The sequence below is a fragment of the Pseudomonas sp. SDO52101_S400 genome (assembly GCF_054071635.1).
The window spans coordinates 106,661-123,595 of the sequence record NZ_JBSVWF010000005.1 but is presented as its reverse complement, the minus strand read 5'-3'; the positions used below and the strand labels follow the sequence as shown (position 1 = coordinate 123,595).

The following is a 16,935-nucleotide window of genomic DNA, read 5'->3' as shown; positions in this document are numbered from 1 at the left end:
AGGAGAGCGATACATGACGTTTGCCGCTGCACACCTCCCGCAATTCCCCGACCACGCCAGCGACTCGATCATCCTGCGACTGTCTGCCCTGGATGACGACCTGATCATCCGCGTCCCCGATGGACAGGACACACCGCCGAACTGGGATGTGTACCCGATCCTCGGTGATGATCCGCAAGAGCCTGAATGGCAGGGTTTGTCGGAACCGACCGGCGTCTGGGATGACGCACTCGATGACATGGTCGGCCTGACCGGGATCGAGCTGAGCATCCCCAGATTCGAGCTGGAAAAGTACCTGAACAGCACCGTTGAACTGCGCTACAAATTCGCCGACGAGTCCAGTCTGGAGCCTTCCTCCGAACCATTGACGCTGCATATAGAGGCCTGAGCCAGCCATTTGCCTGTGGACCAGGCAGGTCTTTCCTAAGGCATCGACCGTTCGTCGAAACTGTTATTTCTAACAGGTGCCGTCCACATCAATTCCCGGCTTCAATCGCTGAGGAGTTAACGAACCGACTCCGTCAGCGCAACAACATGGCTTGCGTTCTACAACGGTTCAAATGGATGTGAAAAGGAGTTGATCATGACTGCAGAAGTCAAAGCCTTGGTGGCACCGGATCTAAAGGAAGCCAAGAATGGTGTACTTAAGGTTAGCGAACTGAAAGAAGTCGCTCATGGTGTCGTGCCGCCTTACCCCCGGGCCAGTCAGGGCGACATGATTATCATGCAAGTAAAGACCTCGACCGGTAACGAATGGGAAGCGAGACATGCACTGACCGAAGCCGAAGTGGAAAAGCCAGTTATCTTGGACATCCCCAGAGATGTTTTTGAGATAAGAATCGTTCCGGGGGCCACCGCTGAATTGCGCTACACAGTCATCAGAATGAGCGCCGCTCCCGAGACTTCTCCACCGCTGACACTGAAACTCGAACTCTAAGCATCGCGCCCTCTGCGCCCGCGCCCCCTCATGGGCCTGGCGCAGTCGCTCGCGGCTGCAGGTCAATAGCAGACGCATGATTTCTCGCACGCGCTCGAAGAACATCAATCGTTCGTCGTAACGGGATGTTTTACAGTGCCGGAGCACACAACCGGGACATTCAAACCATTGAACCAATGAGGGAGTCATCCCATGAACATTGTTCACCGATTTCACTTTCCCGCCGAAACCATGAAGAGTCCGGTAGAGGTAAAGAATGCGACGAAGTTCGATCTTCATGTAAATACGGGAGATTTGATTGAATACAAAGTACTCCCGGGGAAACGCTTCAGAGTCGAGGAGAAAATCTTTCTGCTCAACTTCGATGAGTCCATCGAACACGTGGATTACTTCACGTCCGAAGAGCAACCGTAACTATCAGCCTTCCTGCGCCTGCGCCTCCTCATGGGCCTGGCGCAGCCGTTCGCGGCTGTTGGTCAGGTGCAGGCGCATGGCCGCGCGGGCGGCATCGGAATCCTGGCGGGCGATGGCCTCGTAGATTTCCTCGTGCTCGCGGCTCAGGCGATTCATGTAGTGCTGCTGATCGTCATGGGCCAGGCGCGCCGAGTTCAGCCGCGTACGCGGAATGATGCTGGTGCCCAGGTGGGTCATGATGTCGGTGAAGTAGCGGTTGCCGGTGGACAGCGCGATTTGCAGGTGGAACTGGAAATCCGACGCCACCGCATCGCTGGCGTGGGCCACGCTTTCGTTCAGCGCATCCAGGGCGGCGCGCATCGCGGCCAGTTGTTCGGTGCTGCGACGTTGTGCGGCGAGGCCGGCGGACTCGACTTCCAGGCTGATACGGAATTCGAGAATCGCCAGCACATCGCGCAGGGTGACCACCGTCGCCGGGTCGATCCGGAAACCGCTCGGGCTCGGCGTATCGAGAACGAACGTGCCGATACCGTGACGGGTTTCCACCTGGCCAGCAGCCTGCAGCCGGGAAATCGCCTCGCGCACCACGGTGCGGCTGACGCCATGGGCTTCCATGATCGCCGACTCGGTGGGTAACTTGTCGCCACGCTTGAGCAGACCGTCGCGGATCTGCTCGGTCAGCACCGTCACCAGTTCCTGTGCCAGGCTGCGGCGCTTGCGAGGGAGGCGCGGGGTGTCGATCGGGTTTTCCATGGTCTGCGTTTATCTCGAAAATTCGGCTAGAGGGGCATCATAGCCCAAGGGAGTTGTACGATCACCGTCCTCTGTGGGAGCAGGCTCCCACAGATTCAGTACACATCAGGCCGTGACGGTCTGCTCGACCAGATGCCCGCTGTCGATCCGTACATGCCGTGGATGGAAGCGCTTGAGACTGCTGCGATGGCCGACGCTGACGATGCTCAGGCCCGGCAACTGGTCGATCAGCGCCTGATACAGCGTGGCCTCGTCTTCTTCGTCCATCGCCGACGTCGCTTCGTCCATGTACAGCCAGTGCGGTGCATAGAGCAGCGCGCGGGCGAAGGCCAGCCGTTGCTGTTCACCCGGCGAGAGCATGCGCTGCCAGTGATTGGCTTCGTCCAGTCGCGCCACCAGATGCGGCAGTCGGCAGGTTTCCAGCACTTGTGCATAACGCTCTGGCGAGTAGGTGTCACCCGGTTGTGGATAACTCAAGGCTTCGCGCAGGGTGCCAATCGGCAGATACGGTTTTTGCGGCAGGAACAGATAACGCGAGGCTGGCAGGCGGATGCTGCCGTGGCCCGCCGGCCACAGATGTCCCATCGCTCTCAGCAATGTCGACTTGCCGCTGCCGGAACGGCCGCTGAGCATTACCCGGTCGCCTGCCTCCACGGTCATGTCGGCGCTGGTCAGCAGGTGACGACCGTCAGCCAGGTCCAGCCCGAGGTTGTGTACCTTCAGCTCATCACCGTGATTCTGCACATCGATGGCCGGTGCCCGGTCTTCGTTGTCGCTCATGGCCTGACGGAAGCTCAGCAGACGATCGGAGGTGGCCTTCCAGGCTGCCAGCGACGCATAGGCGTCGATGAACCAGCTGAAGTTCTCCTGCACGTTGCCGAATGCCGAGTTGATTTGCATCAGTTCGCCCAATTCGATCTTGCCGGAAAGATAACGCGGCGCCGCCACGATGAACGGGAAGATGATTGCAATCTGGGCGTAACCGGAAGTGAAGAACGTCAGACGCTTGGACACACGCATGATGTCCCAGAAGTTTTGCCAGACCAGCCCGAAACGATTGCTCAGGCGACGGTTTTCATTCGGTTCACCGTTGTACAGCGCAATGCTCTCGGCGTTTTCACGGACCCGCACCATGGAGAAACGCAGGTCGGCTTCGAAGCGTTGTTGTTGGTTGTTCAAACCGATCAGGCGACGGCCGATCAGGTGCGTCAACCAACTGCCAACCCCTGCATACAGCAGCGCACACCAGAACATGTAGCCGGGAATCTCGATGCCGAACACTTCGATACTGCCGGAAACGCCCCACAGAATGATCGAGAACGACACCAGACTGACCACAGTACGGATCAATCCCAGCCCCAGGCCAAGCGTGGTGGTGGTAAAGGTGTTGAGGTCTTCGGAAATACGTTGGTCAGGGTTGTCGGTGTAGCCGCCCTGCTCCAGCTGGTAATAATTCTTGTGCCCAAGCCAGCGCTTGAAATGGTTTTCGGTGAGCCACGCCCGCCAGCGGATGGTCAGCATCTGCGTCAGGTACTGGCGATACACCGAGCCGAGAATCGCCACGGCCGCAATGCCGCAGAAATACAGGATCAACTGCCAGAACGCCGCCTCGTCCTTCTTTTGCAGGGCGTTGTAGAAATCCTTGTACCAACTGTTGAGCCATACCGAAATGCCCACGCTGAACAGCGACAGGGCGATCACGGCGATCAGCAACGTCCAGGCCTTGCCCTTCTCTTCGCTGCGCCAATAAGGCGTGGTCATGGCCCACACCTTGCGAAAAAACTGCCCGCGCACAGCATCGTTGACCGCGGAATATTCAGCGTTCTGATTCATGGATAAGGCTCGATAAAGAAAAGAACAGACACGCACCGATCATAGTTGATCGGTGCGCTTTATCGCGAGGGCTGGCGATGGCCGTTCAGCGCAGGTTCAGCGACGAACCGGACGCTTCTGCAGTTTGCGCTGCAGGGTGCGGCGGTGCATGCCCAGGGCGCGGGCAGTGGCGGAGATGTTGCCTTCGTGCTCGGTCAGCACGCGCTGGATGTGCTCCCATTGCAGGCGATCCACCGACATCGGGTTTTCCGGCACCAGGCTGTCGAGGTCGGCGTGCTCGGACAGCAGCGCTGCCAGCACGTCGTCGGCGTCGGCCGGTTTGCACAGGTAATTGCAGGCGCCGCGCTTGATCGCTTCGACCGCCGTGGCAATGCTCGAGTAACCGGTGAGGATCACCACGCGCATTTCCGGGTCCAGTTCCAGCAGCTTCGGGAGCAGGACCAGACCGGAGTCACCGTCCATTTTCAGGTCCAGCGCGGCATAATCCGGCAGATCGGCCTGGGCGATGGTCAGGCCTTCTTCGGCGGAACCGGCGGTGCTGACGCGGAAGCCACGGCGGGCCATGGCGCGGGCCATCACCCGGGTAAAGGTCGCGTCGTCATCGACCAGCAGCAAATGCGGCAGCTCTTCGCCTTCGACTTGGATTTCGTCACTCATGTTGCTCTCCTCGGACGCCGTGGGGCAGGCGCAGCTCGGTGAGCGTGCCGCCTTCCTCATGACTATAGAGTTTCACTGAGCCGCCGGCGCGTGTCACGCTGGCCTTGCTCAAAAACAGGCCCAGGCCGAAACCTTTGCCCTTGGTGGTAAAAAACGGTTTGCCGATCTGCTCGGCGATGGCCAGCGGCACACCGGCGCCATGATCGCGGATGCTGATGGTCAGGTCTTCGGCGGTCCAGTCCAGGGTCACCTGAAGGTTTTCCGGGCAGGCGTCGGCGGCATTGTTCAACAGATTCAACAAGGCCTGGGTCAGATCCGGCGGCGGTGCTACGCGCGGCAGCGGGCCCTGGCCCAGACGCTGAAAGCGGTAACTGGCCTCGGGACGCATCAGGTGCCAGCGATTGAGCGCCTCGTCGAGCCATTCGGTGACATCCTGCATCTCCACCGCCATCCGGCGATTGGCTTCGGCGGCGCGCACCAGTTGTTGCAGGGTTTCCTTGCAGAGTTTTACCTGATCCTTCAGCACCTTCAGGTCTTCCTGAAGCATCGGGTCGTGGTGATCTTGCTGCATCTCATTGAGCAATACGCTCATGGTCGCCAGCGGTGTGCCCAATTCATGAGCTGCACCGGCCGCCTGAGTCGCCACGGCCAGCAATTGCTGATCGCGCAGGCCTTCTTCACGGCGTATCGCGCGCAATTCTTCCTGCCGACGCAGCTCTTCGGCCATGCGTGCGGCGAAGAAGGTAATCACCGCCGCCGCCAGCGCGAAGCTCAGCCACATGCCGTAGATCTGCAGGTTCTCCCGGGCCACCGGCAGGGTTTCCAGCGGATAGAAATGCGTCAGCATCAGGGTGTACAAGGCCAGCGCAATCCCTGATAACACCACCGAATAACGCCATGGCAGCGTCACCGCGGCGATGGTCAGCGGCACCAGATAATACGAAACGAACGGGTTGGTCGAACCGCCGGAGAAATACAGCAGGGCGCTGTGGATAAACAGATCGCAGGCCAGTTGCAGCGCGTATTCGAGCTCGGTAACCGGCCACGAAGTGCGCAGGCGCACGGCGGTGAACACACACAGCAGAATCGAACAGCCGAGGGTCATCACCAGTTGCACCCACGGCAACGGCAACAGATCCAGCCAGTAGGCCAGGCCCACGGAACCGGCCTGCGCGGCGAGCACCAGCGTGCGGATGAAAGTCAGCCGCCAGAGGTTCTGGCGAGTGGCGGAAGTCAGTTGTACGGGGGCGAGCATGAGCTCTCCTGATGAGCGCTCCAGGCGGATCGCACGGAGTATAACCAAGGCGCGGGCTTGAGAGGCGAAAGTGCGGCAAACGACCACATGGCAAAAAGCGTCACGGCGGCTATAAGGCCCATCTGTATAGAAGTTGTAACTGGGCGAACCGGATCACAGAAGCTAGAGTCTGATGGTTTCACGCAGGCCCCCGAACCATCACCTGCGCCCTCATCAAGGAGCTTTCATGCACACATTTCGCCGCAGCGCCGCCCTTCTCGCCCTGACCGTCGGCAGCGTCGCCAGCCTTCCGGCCCTGGCCGCCGATGAGCTGCACTACAACCAGATTTCCCTGCGCGCCGAAGTCAGCCAGGAAGTGGCCCGCGACCTGATGATCGTGACCCTCTACACCGAAGAACAAAACACTGACCCGGCCAAACTTGCCGCCGACGTCAGCACCACCATGAACAAGGCCCTCGCCCAGGCCAAGCAAGTCAAAGACATCACCCTGCGCCAGGGCAGCCGCAACAGCTACCCGATCTACGACACCAAGGGCCAGAAAATCACCGGCTGGCGCGAACGCGCCGAACTGCGCCTGGAAAGCGCCGACTTCGCCGCCCTGTCCAAACTCACCGGCGAGCTGCTGACCGACCTGAAAATGGGCGGCATGGACTTCGCCATCGCCGACCCGACCCGCAAGGCCAGCGAAGACAAACTGCTGAAAGAAGCCGTCACCGCCTTCAAGGCCCGCGCCCAACTGGCCACCGACGCCCTGGGCGGCAAGGGTTACAAAATCGTCAACCTGAACCTCAACAGCAACGGTTTCCCACAACCGTACATGCGCGCCCCGATGATGATGAAAGCGGCTGGTATGGATGCAGCACCGGTCACACCTGAAGTCGAAGCGGGCACCAGCCAGGTCAGCCTGACGGCCGATGGTTCGATTGAAGTGCTGATGCAGTGATTGAGTGACGGCTGAATGAAAAACCGGCGATCAGTGATGATCGCCGGTTTTTTTGTGCCCGGGATTTGTGTTGTCTGCTCCGCCGTCATCGCTGGCAAGCCAGCTCCCACCGGTTCTACGGATTTATTGAAATCGCGCACGACCCTGTGGGAGCGGGCTTGCCCGCGATGAACGATGACTCGGTCGTCAGACTCGCGGATCGACCCGATCCAGCGCACGGTTCACCGCCAGCTCGGCCAGCATGATGATCTGCTGGATACCGAGCGCGGTACTGCGCTGCGGGCCGCTGAGTTCATTGGCGAAATTGCTGGCGATCGTACTGGCCGACGCCAGGGACTCGCAGGCATTGGCCAGCAGACTTTCGGTATCGACGTTGGGCGTGACCATATACATCGTGCTCGGGCGCGGTTTGGAGGGGTTGGGGCACAGGTAATAATCGAGGGCGCGTTTGATGGCTTCGCGGTTGCGGGCGAGGTCTTCGGCGCGCATGGCTTCTTCGAGGGGTGTGGGTGTTTCGAGGGGTGGATCGGGTACTGGCTTGTTCATGGAGCATTTCCTTATGAATTTGCGCCACTCATTTCCGATCTCACTCGTGAAATGAGGTGGCAACTATGTACGGAGTGAGATTACCGGTAAGGAAACCAACCCGGCCGGACCGAAGCCCGCCCGTACATAGCCGCCATAAAGAACTGCCGACAGCATGAACTGGCGGCGATTATGGGGCGGCTTGCTCTGGTTTCCAAATTCAGTAACCGGGAATCTCACCTCCCGATCGCAGAGTCTTCTGCGACAACCAAAGACTAGAGAGCGTGCTTCCGACGGACAACCTGAAAACTTTGTGGGAAGGATCCTGTGTTGTTGTTGAGATTTAAACAGCTTCAAAAACGGCCCTCACCCTAGCCCTCTCCCGGAGGGAGAGGGGACTGACCGCGTTGTTTATATGGAATACGCCGACGTGAGATATCGAAGGTGAATTCAAAATTTGAAAAGCACGCGAACCCGCTCCGGATGTTGCCCCACCACCACTCAACAGGATGAGCGTTAGCTCGGCTGCAGCTCTTGATCTTTTGGCGACGTCGGAAGGCAGAGTGGAGGGATTTATCCGGGGGTGGGAGCGCAGCGACCGTTTGGCGAAGCCAAACACATCGAGAGGAGGTGCAGCGAAGCAAACCGTAGGCGATGCCCCCCGGATGAATCCCGGAGCGAAGGAACCCCGAGCCTCAGCGAGCGGGCCGAACGTAGGAGCAAGCGTTTTTGGTTACTTTTTAGGCGTTTGTAAAAAGTGACCCGCCGTAAGGGCGGAACCATAATCCGCAGCCCCCGAAAAAACGGATATGCCCAAAAACCGCCGGATATACCGAGATAGACACCTCACCTAGAAAAACGATATTTCCGCGCCCCCCACCACCCCAGCTAACCTCCCCGTCCACAACCACCTCCAACCTCCGGGGCAGATATGCAAAGATTCACCCTAAAACCGCTATTAGTAACCCTCGCCCTGACCGCCATCACCCCAATCGCAAACGCAGCAACAACCCTGGTGTACTGCTCCGAAGCCAGCCCCGCCGGCTTCGACCCCAGCCAATACACCAGCGGCACCGACTTCGACGCCTCCGCCGAAACCGTCTTCAACCGCCTCACCCAATTCAAACGCGGCGGCACCGAAATCGAACCCGGCCTGGCGACGAACTGGGACGTAACCCCGGACGGCCTCCAATACACCTTCCACCTGCGCCAAAACGTAAAATTCCACACCACCGACGACTTCACCCCGACCCGCACCTTCAACGCCGACGACGTGCTGTTCACCTTCCAGCGCCTGCTAGACCCGGACAACGCCTTTCGCAAGGCCTACCCCGCCGAGTCCCCGTACTTCACCGACATGGACCTGAACACCACGATCAAATCCGTGGAAAAGCTCGACGAAAACACCGTGCGCTTCAACCTGAACAACGTCGACGCCGCATTCGTGCAAAACCTCGCCATGAGCTTCGCCTCGGTGCAATCGGCCGAATATGCCGCGCAGTTGTTGAAGGAAGGCAAAGCAGCAGACATCAACCAGAAGCCGGTCGGCACCGGTCCGTTTGTATTCAAGCGTTACCAGAAGGACTCGCAGATCCGCTACGCGGCGAACAAGGACTACTGGAAACCCGAAGATGTGAAAATCGACAACCTGGTGTTCTCGATCACTCCGGATGCCGCCGTCCGCCTGCAGAAGCTCAAGACCGGAGAATGCCAGGTCAGCGGCTACCCGCGCCCGGCCGACATCGAAGTGATGGAAAAAGACCCGAATCTGCGCGTCTTGAAGCAGGCCGGTTTTAACCTCGGCTTCCTCGCCTACAACACCACGCACCCGCCGCTGGACCAATTAAAAGTGCGCCAGGCACTGGACATGGCCATCGACAAACCGGCGATCATCAAGGCGGTTTACCAGAGTGCCGGGCAACTGGCGCAGAACGCCTTGCCGCCCGCGCAATGGTCCTATGACCCGAATATCAAGGACGCGCCGTACGACCCCGTGAAAGCAAAAGCGCTACTCAAGGAAGCCGGGGTTGCACCGGGTACAACCATCAACCTCTGGGCGATGACCGTGCAGCGTGCGTCCAACCCGAATGCGCGGATGTCGGCGCAGATGATCCAGCAGGATTGGGAGAAGATCGGGATCAAGGCCAACATCGTCAGCTATGAATGGGGCGAGTACATCAAGCGCGCCAAGAATGGCGAACACGACGCGATGATCTACGGCTGGACCGGTGACAACGGCGACCCGGACAACTGGCTCGGCGTGCTCTACAGCTGCGCCGCGGTAAAGGGCAGCAACTACGCCAAATGGTGCGATCCGGCCTACGACAAACTGGTGCAGCAGGCCAAGGTGTCCACGGATAAATCGCAGCGGGTAAAACTGTATCAACAGGCGCAACTGATCCTTAAACAGCAAGTGCCGATCACGCCGATCGCCAACTCCACGGTGTTCCAGCCACTGCGCAAGGAAGTCACTGACTTCAAGATCAGCCCGTTCGGTCTAACCCCCTTCTATGGCGTGGGTATAAATAAGTAACACCAGGCCCCAAGGCGGCGCGCAAATCGTGACCGATGCACCGTTTTGGGGCTTCATTTGCACCGTAAAAACCGACCGCAAACGGTCAAATGCGTCAGAAGTTATACAGATGCGACATTAAGGTACGTTCGTGCCACCGTTTGATGCCGCCGGGCGCTCTGGATCTTGCATTGGGTATGGGCCCTGCATAAGTATCCGCAGGCACGACTCACGAGGTCGTACCTCAATATTAAAAAATGACAACAAATCATGAGGCCAACATGCTTAAACACGCGGTCATTCCGTTTTTAGTCGGCGCAGGCTTGTTAGCCTCCGCACCTTTCGCTTCCGCTGCGACTAACCTGGTGTTCTGCTCCGAAGGCAGCCCGGCCGGTTTCGACCCAGGCCAATACACCACCGGAACCGACTTCGACGCCTCAGCCGAAACCATGTTCAACCGTCTGACCCAGTTCGAGCGTGGCGGCACCGCCGTGATTCCTGGTCTGGCGACCAAGTGGGACATCTCCGATGACGGCCTGACCTATACCTTCCACCTGCGTGAAGGCGTCAAGTTCCACACTACCCCGTATTTCAAGCCGACTCGTGAGTTCAACGCCGACGACGTGCTGTTCACCTTCAATCGCATGATTAACAAGGATGACCCGTTCCGTAAGGCGTACCCGACCGAATTCCCGTACTTCACCGACATGGGGATGGACACCAACATCACCAAGATCGATAAAGTCGACGACCACACCGTCAAGTTCACTCTGAAAGAAGTCGACGCTGCGTTCATCCAGAACATGGCCATGAGCTTCGCGTCGGTTCAGTCCGCCGAGTACGCAGCCCAGCTGCTGAAAGAAGGCAAGGCTGCCGACATCAACCAGAAGCCGATCGGCACTGGTCCGTTCGTGTTCAAGAGCTACCAGAAAGACTCCAACATCCGCTACACCGGCAACAAGGACTACTGGAAGCCTGATGACGTGAAGATCGACAACCTGATCTTCGCCATCACCACCGACCCGTCGGTACGTATCCAGAAACTGAAGAAGAACGAGTGCCAGGTCACCCTGTTCCCGCGTCCGGCCGACCTCGCCGCACTGAAAGCCGACCCGGCGCTGAAGATGCCTGACCAGGCTGGCTTCAACCTGGGCTACATCGCCTACAACGTGATGGACAAGGTCAAGGGCAGCAACGAGCCGAACCCGCTGGCCGACCTGCGCGTTCGCCAGGCGCTGGACATGGCCGTCAACAAGCCACAGATCATCGATTCGGTTTACCAGGGCGCCGGCCAGCTGGCCGTCAACGCCATGCCGCCGACCCAATGGTCCTACGACACCACCATCAAGGACGCCAAGTACGATCCTGAGAAAGCCAAGCAGCTGCTCAAGGAAGCCGGCGTCAAGGAAGGTACCGAGATCGTCCTGTGGGCGATGCCGGTTCAGCGTCCGTACAACCCGAACGCCAAACTGATGGCCGAAATGCTCCAGTCCGACTGGAAGAAGATTGGTCTGAACGTGAAGATCACCAGCTACGAGTGGGGCGAGTACATCAAACGCTCCAAAGGTGGCGAGAACCAGGCCATGATCATTGGCTGGAGCGGTGACAATGGTGATCCGGACAACTGGCTCAACGTGTTGTTTGGTTGCGACTCGCTGAGCGGCAACAACTTCTCCAAATGGTGCGACAAGAAATTCGACGGCCTCGTGAAAGAAGCCAAGCGCACCACTGACCAGGCCAAGCGCACCGAACTCTACAAAGAGGCGCAACACGTCCTCAAAGACGCAGTCCCTATGACACCTATCGCTCACTCGACGGTGTATCAACCCATGCGCGCCAACGTGCAGGACTTCAAGATCAGCCCATTCGGCTTGAACTCCTTCTACGGCGTCAGCGTCAAGTAAAAAAGCCAGCGGCGACGTTTTCAGCGTCGCCGCTGTTTTTTTCTACCGATTAGTTAGGAATCTGCCTACATCCATTTCCACCTGGCCCTACCAGGTTGGTTTAGGACGTGTCGCCTTTTCCTACGAGTCTTTAGGACTCAGCGCATTTACTGCCAGACCTGCGGCCCCTACCGTCAGGTTCTGACCAGTGACTGCGTGGGCTATCGGTTTGCTGTGGGTTTGAGCTCAATGCAGCCACAACTTCCCTGGAAGGGATCGCGGCGCATTGAAAAACACTGAGAAAAGAGGGAGCGTCATGCGCCACACCTTGGTTTTTTCCGCATTGCTGGGCGCCGGCCTGTTGGCCGCCACGTCCGCGAGTTTTGCCGCCAGCGACAGTCTGGTGTTCTGCTCCGAAGGCAGCCCGGCCGGTTTCGACACCGCGCAGTACACGACGGCGACCGATAACGACGCCGCCGAGCCGCTGTACAACCGCCTGGCCGAGTTCGAAAAGGGCGCGACCAATGTCGTACCGGGCCTGGCAACGAGCTGGGATATTTCCGAGGATGGCCTCAAGTACACCTTTCACCTGCGTGAAGGGGTGAAATTTCATACAACGGCGTATTTCAAACCTACCCGCGATTTCAACGCCGACGACGTGCTGTTCACGTTTAACCGCATGCTCGATCCGCAACAGCCATTCCGTAAGGCTTATCCGACCGAGTTCCCGTATTTCAACGGGATGAGCCTGAACAAGAACATCGCCAAGGTCGAGAAGACCGGGCCGCTGACCGTGCAGTTCACGCTCAACAGCGTCGACGCCGCGTTCATCCAGAACATCGCCATGAGCTTCGCCGCCATTCTGTCTGCCGAATATGCCGACAAACTGTTGGCCGAAGGCAAGCCGAGCGACATCAACCAGAAGCCGATCGGCACTGGCCCGTTCGTGTTCAAGAGCTATCAGAAAGACTCGAACATCCGCTACACCGGCAACCCGCATTACTGGGATCAGAGCCGGGTGAAGCTGAAGAACCTTATTTTCGCGATCAACACCGACGCATCGGTACGTGTGCAGAAGCTCAAGGCTGGCGAATGCCAGATCACGCTGCACCCGCGCCCGGCCGATGTGCCGGCACTCAAGAACGACCCGAAACTGCAACTGATCGAGAAGCCGGGCTTCAACCTCGGTTACATCGCCTACAACGTGCGCCACAAACCGTTCGACCAGCTCGAAGTGCGTCAGGCGCTGGACATGGCGGTGAATAAACAAGGAATTCTCAACGCTGTTTACCAGGGTGCAGGTCAACTGGCGGTCAACGCCATGCCGCCGACCCAATGGTCCTACGACACCACCATCAAGGACGCCGCCTACAACCCGGAAAAAGCCAAGGAGTTGCTCAAGGCTGCCGGCGTCAAGGAAGGCACCGAGATCACCCTGTGGGCCATGCCGGTGCAGCGTCCGTACAACCCGAACGCCAAACTGATGGCCGAAATGCTCCAGGCCGACTGGGCCAGGATCGGTCTGAAAGTGAAGATCGTCAGCTACGAATGGGGCGAGTACATCAAGCGCACCAAGAATGGCGAACACGACATCAGCCTGATCGGCTGGACCGGTGACAACGGGGACCCGGACAACTGGCTCGGCACCCTGTACAGCTGCGACGCCATTGGCGGCAACAACTACTCCATGTGGTGCGATCCGGCTTACGACAAGCTGATCAAAGAGGCCAAGGTCGTCACCGACCGCGACCAGCGCACCGCGCTCTACAAACAGGCCCAGCAGTTGCTCAAGCAGCAAGTGCCGATCACGCCTGTCGCCCACTCGACGGTCAACCAGCCGTTAAGCGCCAGGATCGAAGGATTCAAGGTCAGCCCCTTCGGTCGCAACGTGTTTTCGGGTGTGAGCATCGATTAAACAAAAAACCGACTAGCCGCAACGCTGAGGAGGCCGTCTACCTCCTCACGCAAGCGCTTTGCCGAAATTCGCCAATCAGGCCTTTTGCAAACGTTTGCGATGTGTGAATGAGTTCTAAAACCAAAAACCGGCCCTACAAAAAAAGCCGGCATAAAAAGAAAGTAAAGGAGCTTCACCCATGAAACTGAGCAGCACCGCGATACTGGCCCTGGCCATCAGCAGCATCACCGCCACGGCTTATGCCGAGGAACAGAGCCAGGCGTTCACCCCGGTTACCGTCAACGAGCAGAGCGCCCAGGCTGAAGCCACCGGTTTCCTCGAAGGCTCCAAGATCAGCGGCACGACCCGTAACTGGTACGCCAACGAGCAACTGAAACGTGGCGGCAAGTTCACCTACCGCAAAGACGGCGTTGCAACCCCGACCGATCGTCGTATCAACTGGGTGCAGGGCACCATCGTCAACTACACCTCCGGCTTCACTCAGGGCACCGTCGGTGTCAGCACTGAAGTGGCCGCGTACAACGCCGTTGCCCTGGAGCGCGATCGCAAGGATCTGGCCTCCAACAATGGTGGCGCACCGGGCTCGCGTCCAGGCGCAGGCAACAACCGTACGCTGACCAAAGAAGGCGGTGACGCTGAAGGTCAGTGGAGCAAACTGGGCCTGGCCAACGTCAAGTTCCGCGTTTCCAACACCACCCTGACCGCCGGTCGCCAGAACTTCAGCACGCCAATCGTCGACACCATCGGCAACCGTGCGCTGCCTTCGAGCTTTGAAGGTGTCAGCCTGCACAGCGAAGAGCTGAACAACCTGTCGTTCGATGCCGGCAGCTTCGACCGCGTATCGCCGCGTACCGAAGAGAGCCTGTCGAAATTCCGCTCCGAGTACACCAACAACAAAGCCGAGACCGATCGCGTGAGCATCGTCGGCCTGAACTACCAGCCGCTGAAAAGCCTGAAGACCAGCCTGTACGCTTCCAAGGTTGAAGACTTCTGGAACCAGTACTACTTCGGCGCCACCCACGAACTGGGTGACAGCAACGTCGTGAGCCTGACCACCGGCCTGAACTACTACAAGACGGTCGATACCGGCAAAAAAGAGATGGGCAACATCGACAACGACACCTACTCCCTGTCGTTCGGCCTGACCCACCAGGCACACAGCCTGACCTTCTCGTACCAGGAAATTAACGGTAACGAGTACTTCGACTACCTGCACGAAACCAACGGCATCTACTTGGCCAACTCCCTGCTGTCCGACTTCAACGGCCCGAACGAGAAATCCTTCCAGGTCGCCTACGGTCTGAACATGGCCGAGTACGGCGTACCAGGCCTGAAGTTCAACATCTACCAGGCTCGCGGCTGGGGCATCGACGGTACTCACTACACCGGCACAGCGTATGACGTGAAAAACATGGACGGCGAGCACCACTACGAATACGGCATCGGTGCAACCTACGCCGTACAGAGCGGCCCACTCAAGGCCACCACCATCCGTGGTACCTACACCGCTCACCGCGCCAGCGAAAACCAGGCTGACGGCAGCATCAACGAGTTCCGTCTCGTGACCACCGTACCGTTCAACATCCTGTAAAAACGCACGCCGACGGCTGACTCAGTGACGAGTCAGCCGTTCGGCTTTTTGTCTTCAACCGATTGCAGAGGGTTCTTGATGAAAATGCTTCCCCTACGTGCGGCCATCGCTGCCGCGTTGCTGAGTGTCGCTGTCGGCGTCTCGGCCAAACCCTTGGTGGTCTGCACCGAAGCCAGCCCGGAAGGCTTCGATATGGTCCAGTACACGACTGCAGTCACTGCCGACGCGGTGGCCGAAACCATCTTCAACCGTCTGGCCGACTTCAAGCCTGGCACCACTGAAGTGATCCCGGCGCTCGCCGAGTCCTGGGACATCAGCGACGACGGCTTGACCTATACGTTCCACCTGCGCAAAGGCGTCAAGTTCCACACCACCGAATACTTCAAGCCGACCCGCGACATGAACGCCGACGACGTGGTCTGGAGCTTCCAGCGTCAGCTGGACCCGAATCACCCGTGGCACAAGCTGTCGAGCGTGGGCTTCCCGTACTTTGAAAGCATGGGCTTCAAGGAACTGCTCAAGAGCGTCGAGAAAGTCGACGACAACACAGTCAAGTTCACCCTGACCCGCCGCGAAGCGCCGTTCCTGGCCGACATTGCCATGGCGTTCTCCTCGATCTATCCAGCCGAATACGCCGACCAGTTGCTCAAGGCCAACAAGACCGGCGACCTGAACAACAAGCCGGTCGGCACGGGCCCGTTCGTCTTCCAGCGCTACAACAAGGACGCCCAGGTTCGCTTCAAGGCCAACCCGGACTATTTCCGTGGCAAGCCGCCGGCTGATGCCCTGATCCTGGCCATCGCCACCGACAACAACGTTCGCCTGCAGAAACTCAAGGCCAACGAGTGCCAGGTCGCGCTGTACCCGAAACCGGATGACATCCCGAGCATCAAGAAAGACGACAAGCTGAAAGTCGATGAAATGGACGCGATGACCGTCTCCTACATCGCCATGAACACCCAGCACAAATACATCAGCGACGTGCGGGTGCGTAAAGCGATCGATATCGCCTTCGACAAGGAAGCCTATGTCAACGCGCTGTTTGGCAAAGGCAACGCCAGCGTGGCGGTCAACCCGTACCCGCCGACCCTGCTGGGCTACAACCACGAGCTGAAGAACCCGCCACGTGACCTCGACAAGGCCCGCGCCCTGCTCAAGGAAGCCGGCGTACCGGAAGGCACCACCTTCACCCTGTTCACCCGCAACGGCGGCGGCCCGACCAACCCGAACCCGATGCTCGGCGCGCAAATGATGCAGGCTGACCTGGCGAAAGTCGGGATCAAGATCGACATCCGCGTGATGGAATGGGGCGAAATGCTCAAACGCGCCAAAGCGGGCGAGCACGATATGGTCTCGGCCGGATGGGCGGGCGACAACGGCGACCCGGATAACTTCCTGACGCCTATGCTCAGTTGCGAAGCCGCCAAGAACGGCGAAAACTACGCTCGCTGGTGCAACGAGAAATTCCAGACACTGTTGGACGAAGCACGGGCTAAAGTAGATCCGGCCGAACGCGCCAAGCTCTACGAACAGGCCCAGGTACTGTTCAATCAGGACCAACCGTGGATCAGCATGGCCCACACCCGGATGTTCACTGCAATGCGCAACAACGTAGAGGGTTATCACATCAGCCCTCTCACAACCAATAACTTCGCCACCACCCAGGTGAAGTAGATAAGAAACTCCCGGCCTCCCTGACCCCAGGGTCGCCGGGCAC

Annotated in this window: 14 protein-coding genes; 9 read left to right on the top strand and 5 right to left on the bottom strand. The window is 58.8% G+C overall.

Annotated elements, in window-relative coordinates:
- Positions 1-13: 13 nt before the first annotated feature.
- The 3 genes from ACW9HX_RS03790 to ACW9HX_RS03780 all read left to right on the top strand — a co-directional run bounded on the left by ACW9HX_RS03790 (position 14) and on the right by ACW9HX_RS03780 (position 1,351).
- Positions 14-388 (top strand): hypothetical protein, encoded by a 375-nt coding sequence (locus ACW9HX_RS03790; protein ID WP_457379551.1) that lies wholly within the window; start codon positions 14-16, stop codon positions 386-388.
- 195 nt (positions 389-583) lie between these two features.
- Entirely contained in the window at positions 584-937 is a 354-nt protein-coding gene (locus ACW9HX_RS03785) for a hypothetical protein (RefSeq protein WP_457379550.1), read from the top strand.
- Positions 938-1,129: 192 nt separating this feature from the next.
- Entirely contained in the window at positions 1,130-1,351 is a 222-nt protein-coding gene (locus ACW9HX_RS03780; protein WP_457379549.1) for a hypothetical protein, read from the top strand.
- A gap of 3 nt (positions 1,352-1,354) precedes the next feature.
- On the opposite strand, the gene ACW9HX_RS03775 is transcribed toward ACW9HX_RS03780, so the two are convergent.
- The 4 genes from ACW9HX_RS03775 to ACW9HX_RS03760 form a co-directional block, all read right to left on the bottom strand.
- Positions 1,355-2,104, bottom strand: coding sequence for a FadR/GntR family transcriptional regulator (locus ACW9HX_RS03775; RefSeq protein WP_457379548.1), 750 nt, complete (start codon positions 2,102-2,104; stop codon positions 1,355-1,357).
- Between the two features lie 105 nt (positions 2,105-2,209).
- The gene (locus tag ACW9HX_RS03770) at positions 2,210-3,937 is read right to left on the bottom strand and encodes an ABC transporter ATP-binding protein/permease (RefSeq protein WP_457379547.1); all 1,728 of its coding nucleotides are present in this window, start codon (positions 3,935-3,937) and stop codon (positions 2,210-2,212) included.
- Positions 3,938-4,033: 96 nt separating this feature from the next.
- Positions 4,034-4,594 carry a response regulator transcription factor gene (locus tag ACW9HX_RS03765; RefSeq protein ID WP_003221630.1) on the bottom strand — a complete coding sequence of 187 codons (561 nt, stop codon included), beginning with the start codon at positions 4,592-4,594 and terminating at the stop codon, positions 4,034-4,036.
- Positions 4,587-5,849, bottom strand: coding sequence for an ATP-binding protein (locus tag ACW9HX_RS03760; protein WP_457379546.1), 1,263 nt, complete (start codon positions 5,847-5,849; stop codon positions 4,587-4,589). Before ACW9HX_RS03760 ends, ACW9HX_RS03765 begins: the two co-directional genes overlap by 8 nt.
- Before the next feature lie 226 nt (positions 5,850-6,075).
- Here ACW9HX_RS03760 and ACW9HX_RS03755 point away from each other — a divergent pair, with 226 nt between their 5' ends.
- Positions 6,076-6,792 (top strand): SIMPL domain-containing protein, encoded by a 717-nt coding sequence (locus ACW9HX_RS03755; protein WP_096818907.1) that lies wholly within the window; start codon positions 6,076-6,078, stop codon positions 6,790-6,792.
- Between the two features lie 186 nt (positions 6,793-6,978).
- Here ACW9HX_RS03755 and ACW9HX_RS03750 read toward each other — a convergent pair whose 3' ends face one another.
- Positions 6,979-7,338, bottom strand: a complete 360-nt coding sequence (locus ACW9HX_RS03750; protein ID WP_457379545.1) for a DUF6124 family protein — start codon at positions 7,336-7,338, stop codon at positions 6,979-6,981.
- 910 nt (positions 7,339-8,248) lie between these two features.
- On the opposite strand from ACW9HX_RS03750, the gene ACW9HX_RS03745 reads away from it, so the two are divergent.
- The 5 genes from ACW9HX_RS03745 to ACW9HX_RS03725 all read left to right on the top strand — a co-directional run bounded on the left by ACW9HX_RS03745 (position 8,249) and on the right by ACW9HX_RS03725 (position 16,892).
- Positions 8,249-9,850 carry an ABC transporter substrate-binding protein gene (locus tag ACW9HX_RS03745; protein ID WP_457379544.1) on the top strand — a complete coding sequence of 534 codons (1,602 nt, stop codon included), beginning with the start codon at positions 8,249-8,251 and terminating at the stop codon, positions 9,848-9,850.
- A 260-nt stretch (positions 9,851-10,110) separates the two neighbouring features.
- On the top strand, positions 10,111-11,733 hold the full coding sequence (locus ACW9HX_RS03740; protein ID WP_457379543.1) for an ABC transporter substrate-binding protein: 1,623 nt from the start codon (positions 10,111-10,113) through the stop codon (positions 11,731-11,733).
- A 295-nt stretch (positions 11,734-12,028) separates the two neighbouring features.
- Positions 12,029-13,627: an ABC transporter substrate-binding protein gene (locus ACW9HX_RS03735; RefSeq protein ID WP_457379542.1), complete on the top strand. Its 1,599-nt coding sequence runs from the start codon at positions 12,029-12,031 to the stop codon at positions 13,625-13,627.
- 178 nt (positions 13,628-13,805) lie between these two features.
- Positions 13,806-15,218 carry an OprD family porin gene (locus tag ACW9HX_RS03730; RefSeq protein WP_457379541.1) on the top strand — a complete coding sequence of 471 codons (1,413 nt, stop codon included), beginning with the start codon at positions 13,806-13,808 and terminating at the stop codon, positions 15,216-15,218.
- A 78-nt stretch (positions 15,219-15,296) separates the two neighbouring features.
- On the top strand, positions 15,297-16,892 hold the full coding sequence (locus ACW9HX_RS03725) for an ABC transporter substrate-binding protein (protein WP_457379540.1): 1,596 nt from the start codon (positions 15,297-15,299) through the stop codon (positions 16,890-16,892).
- Positions 16,893-16,935: the final 43 nt, after the last annotated feature.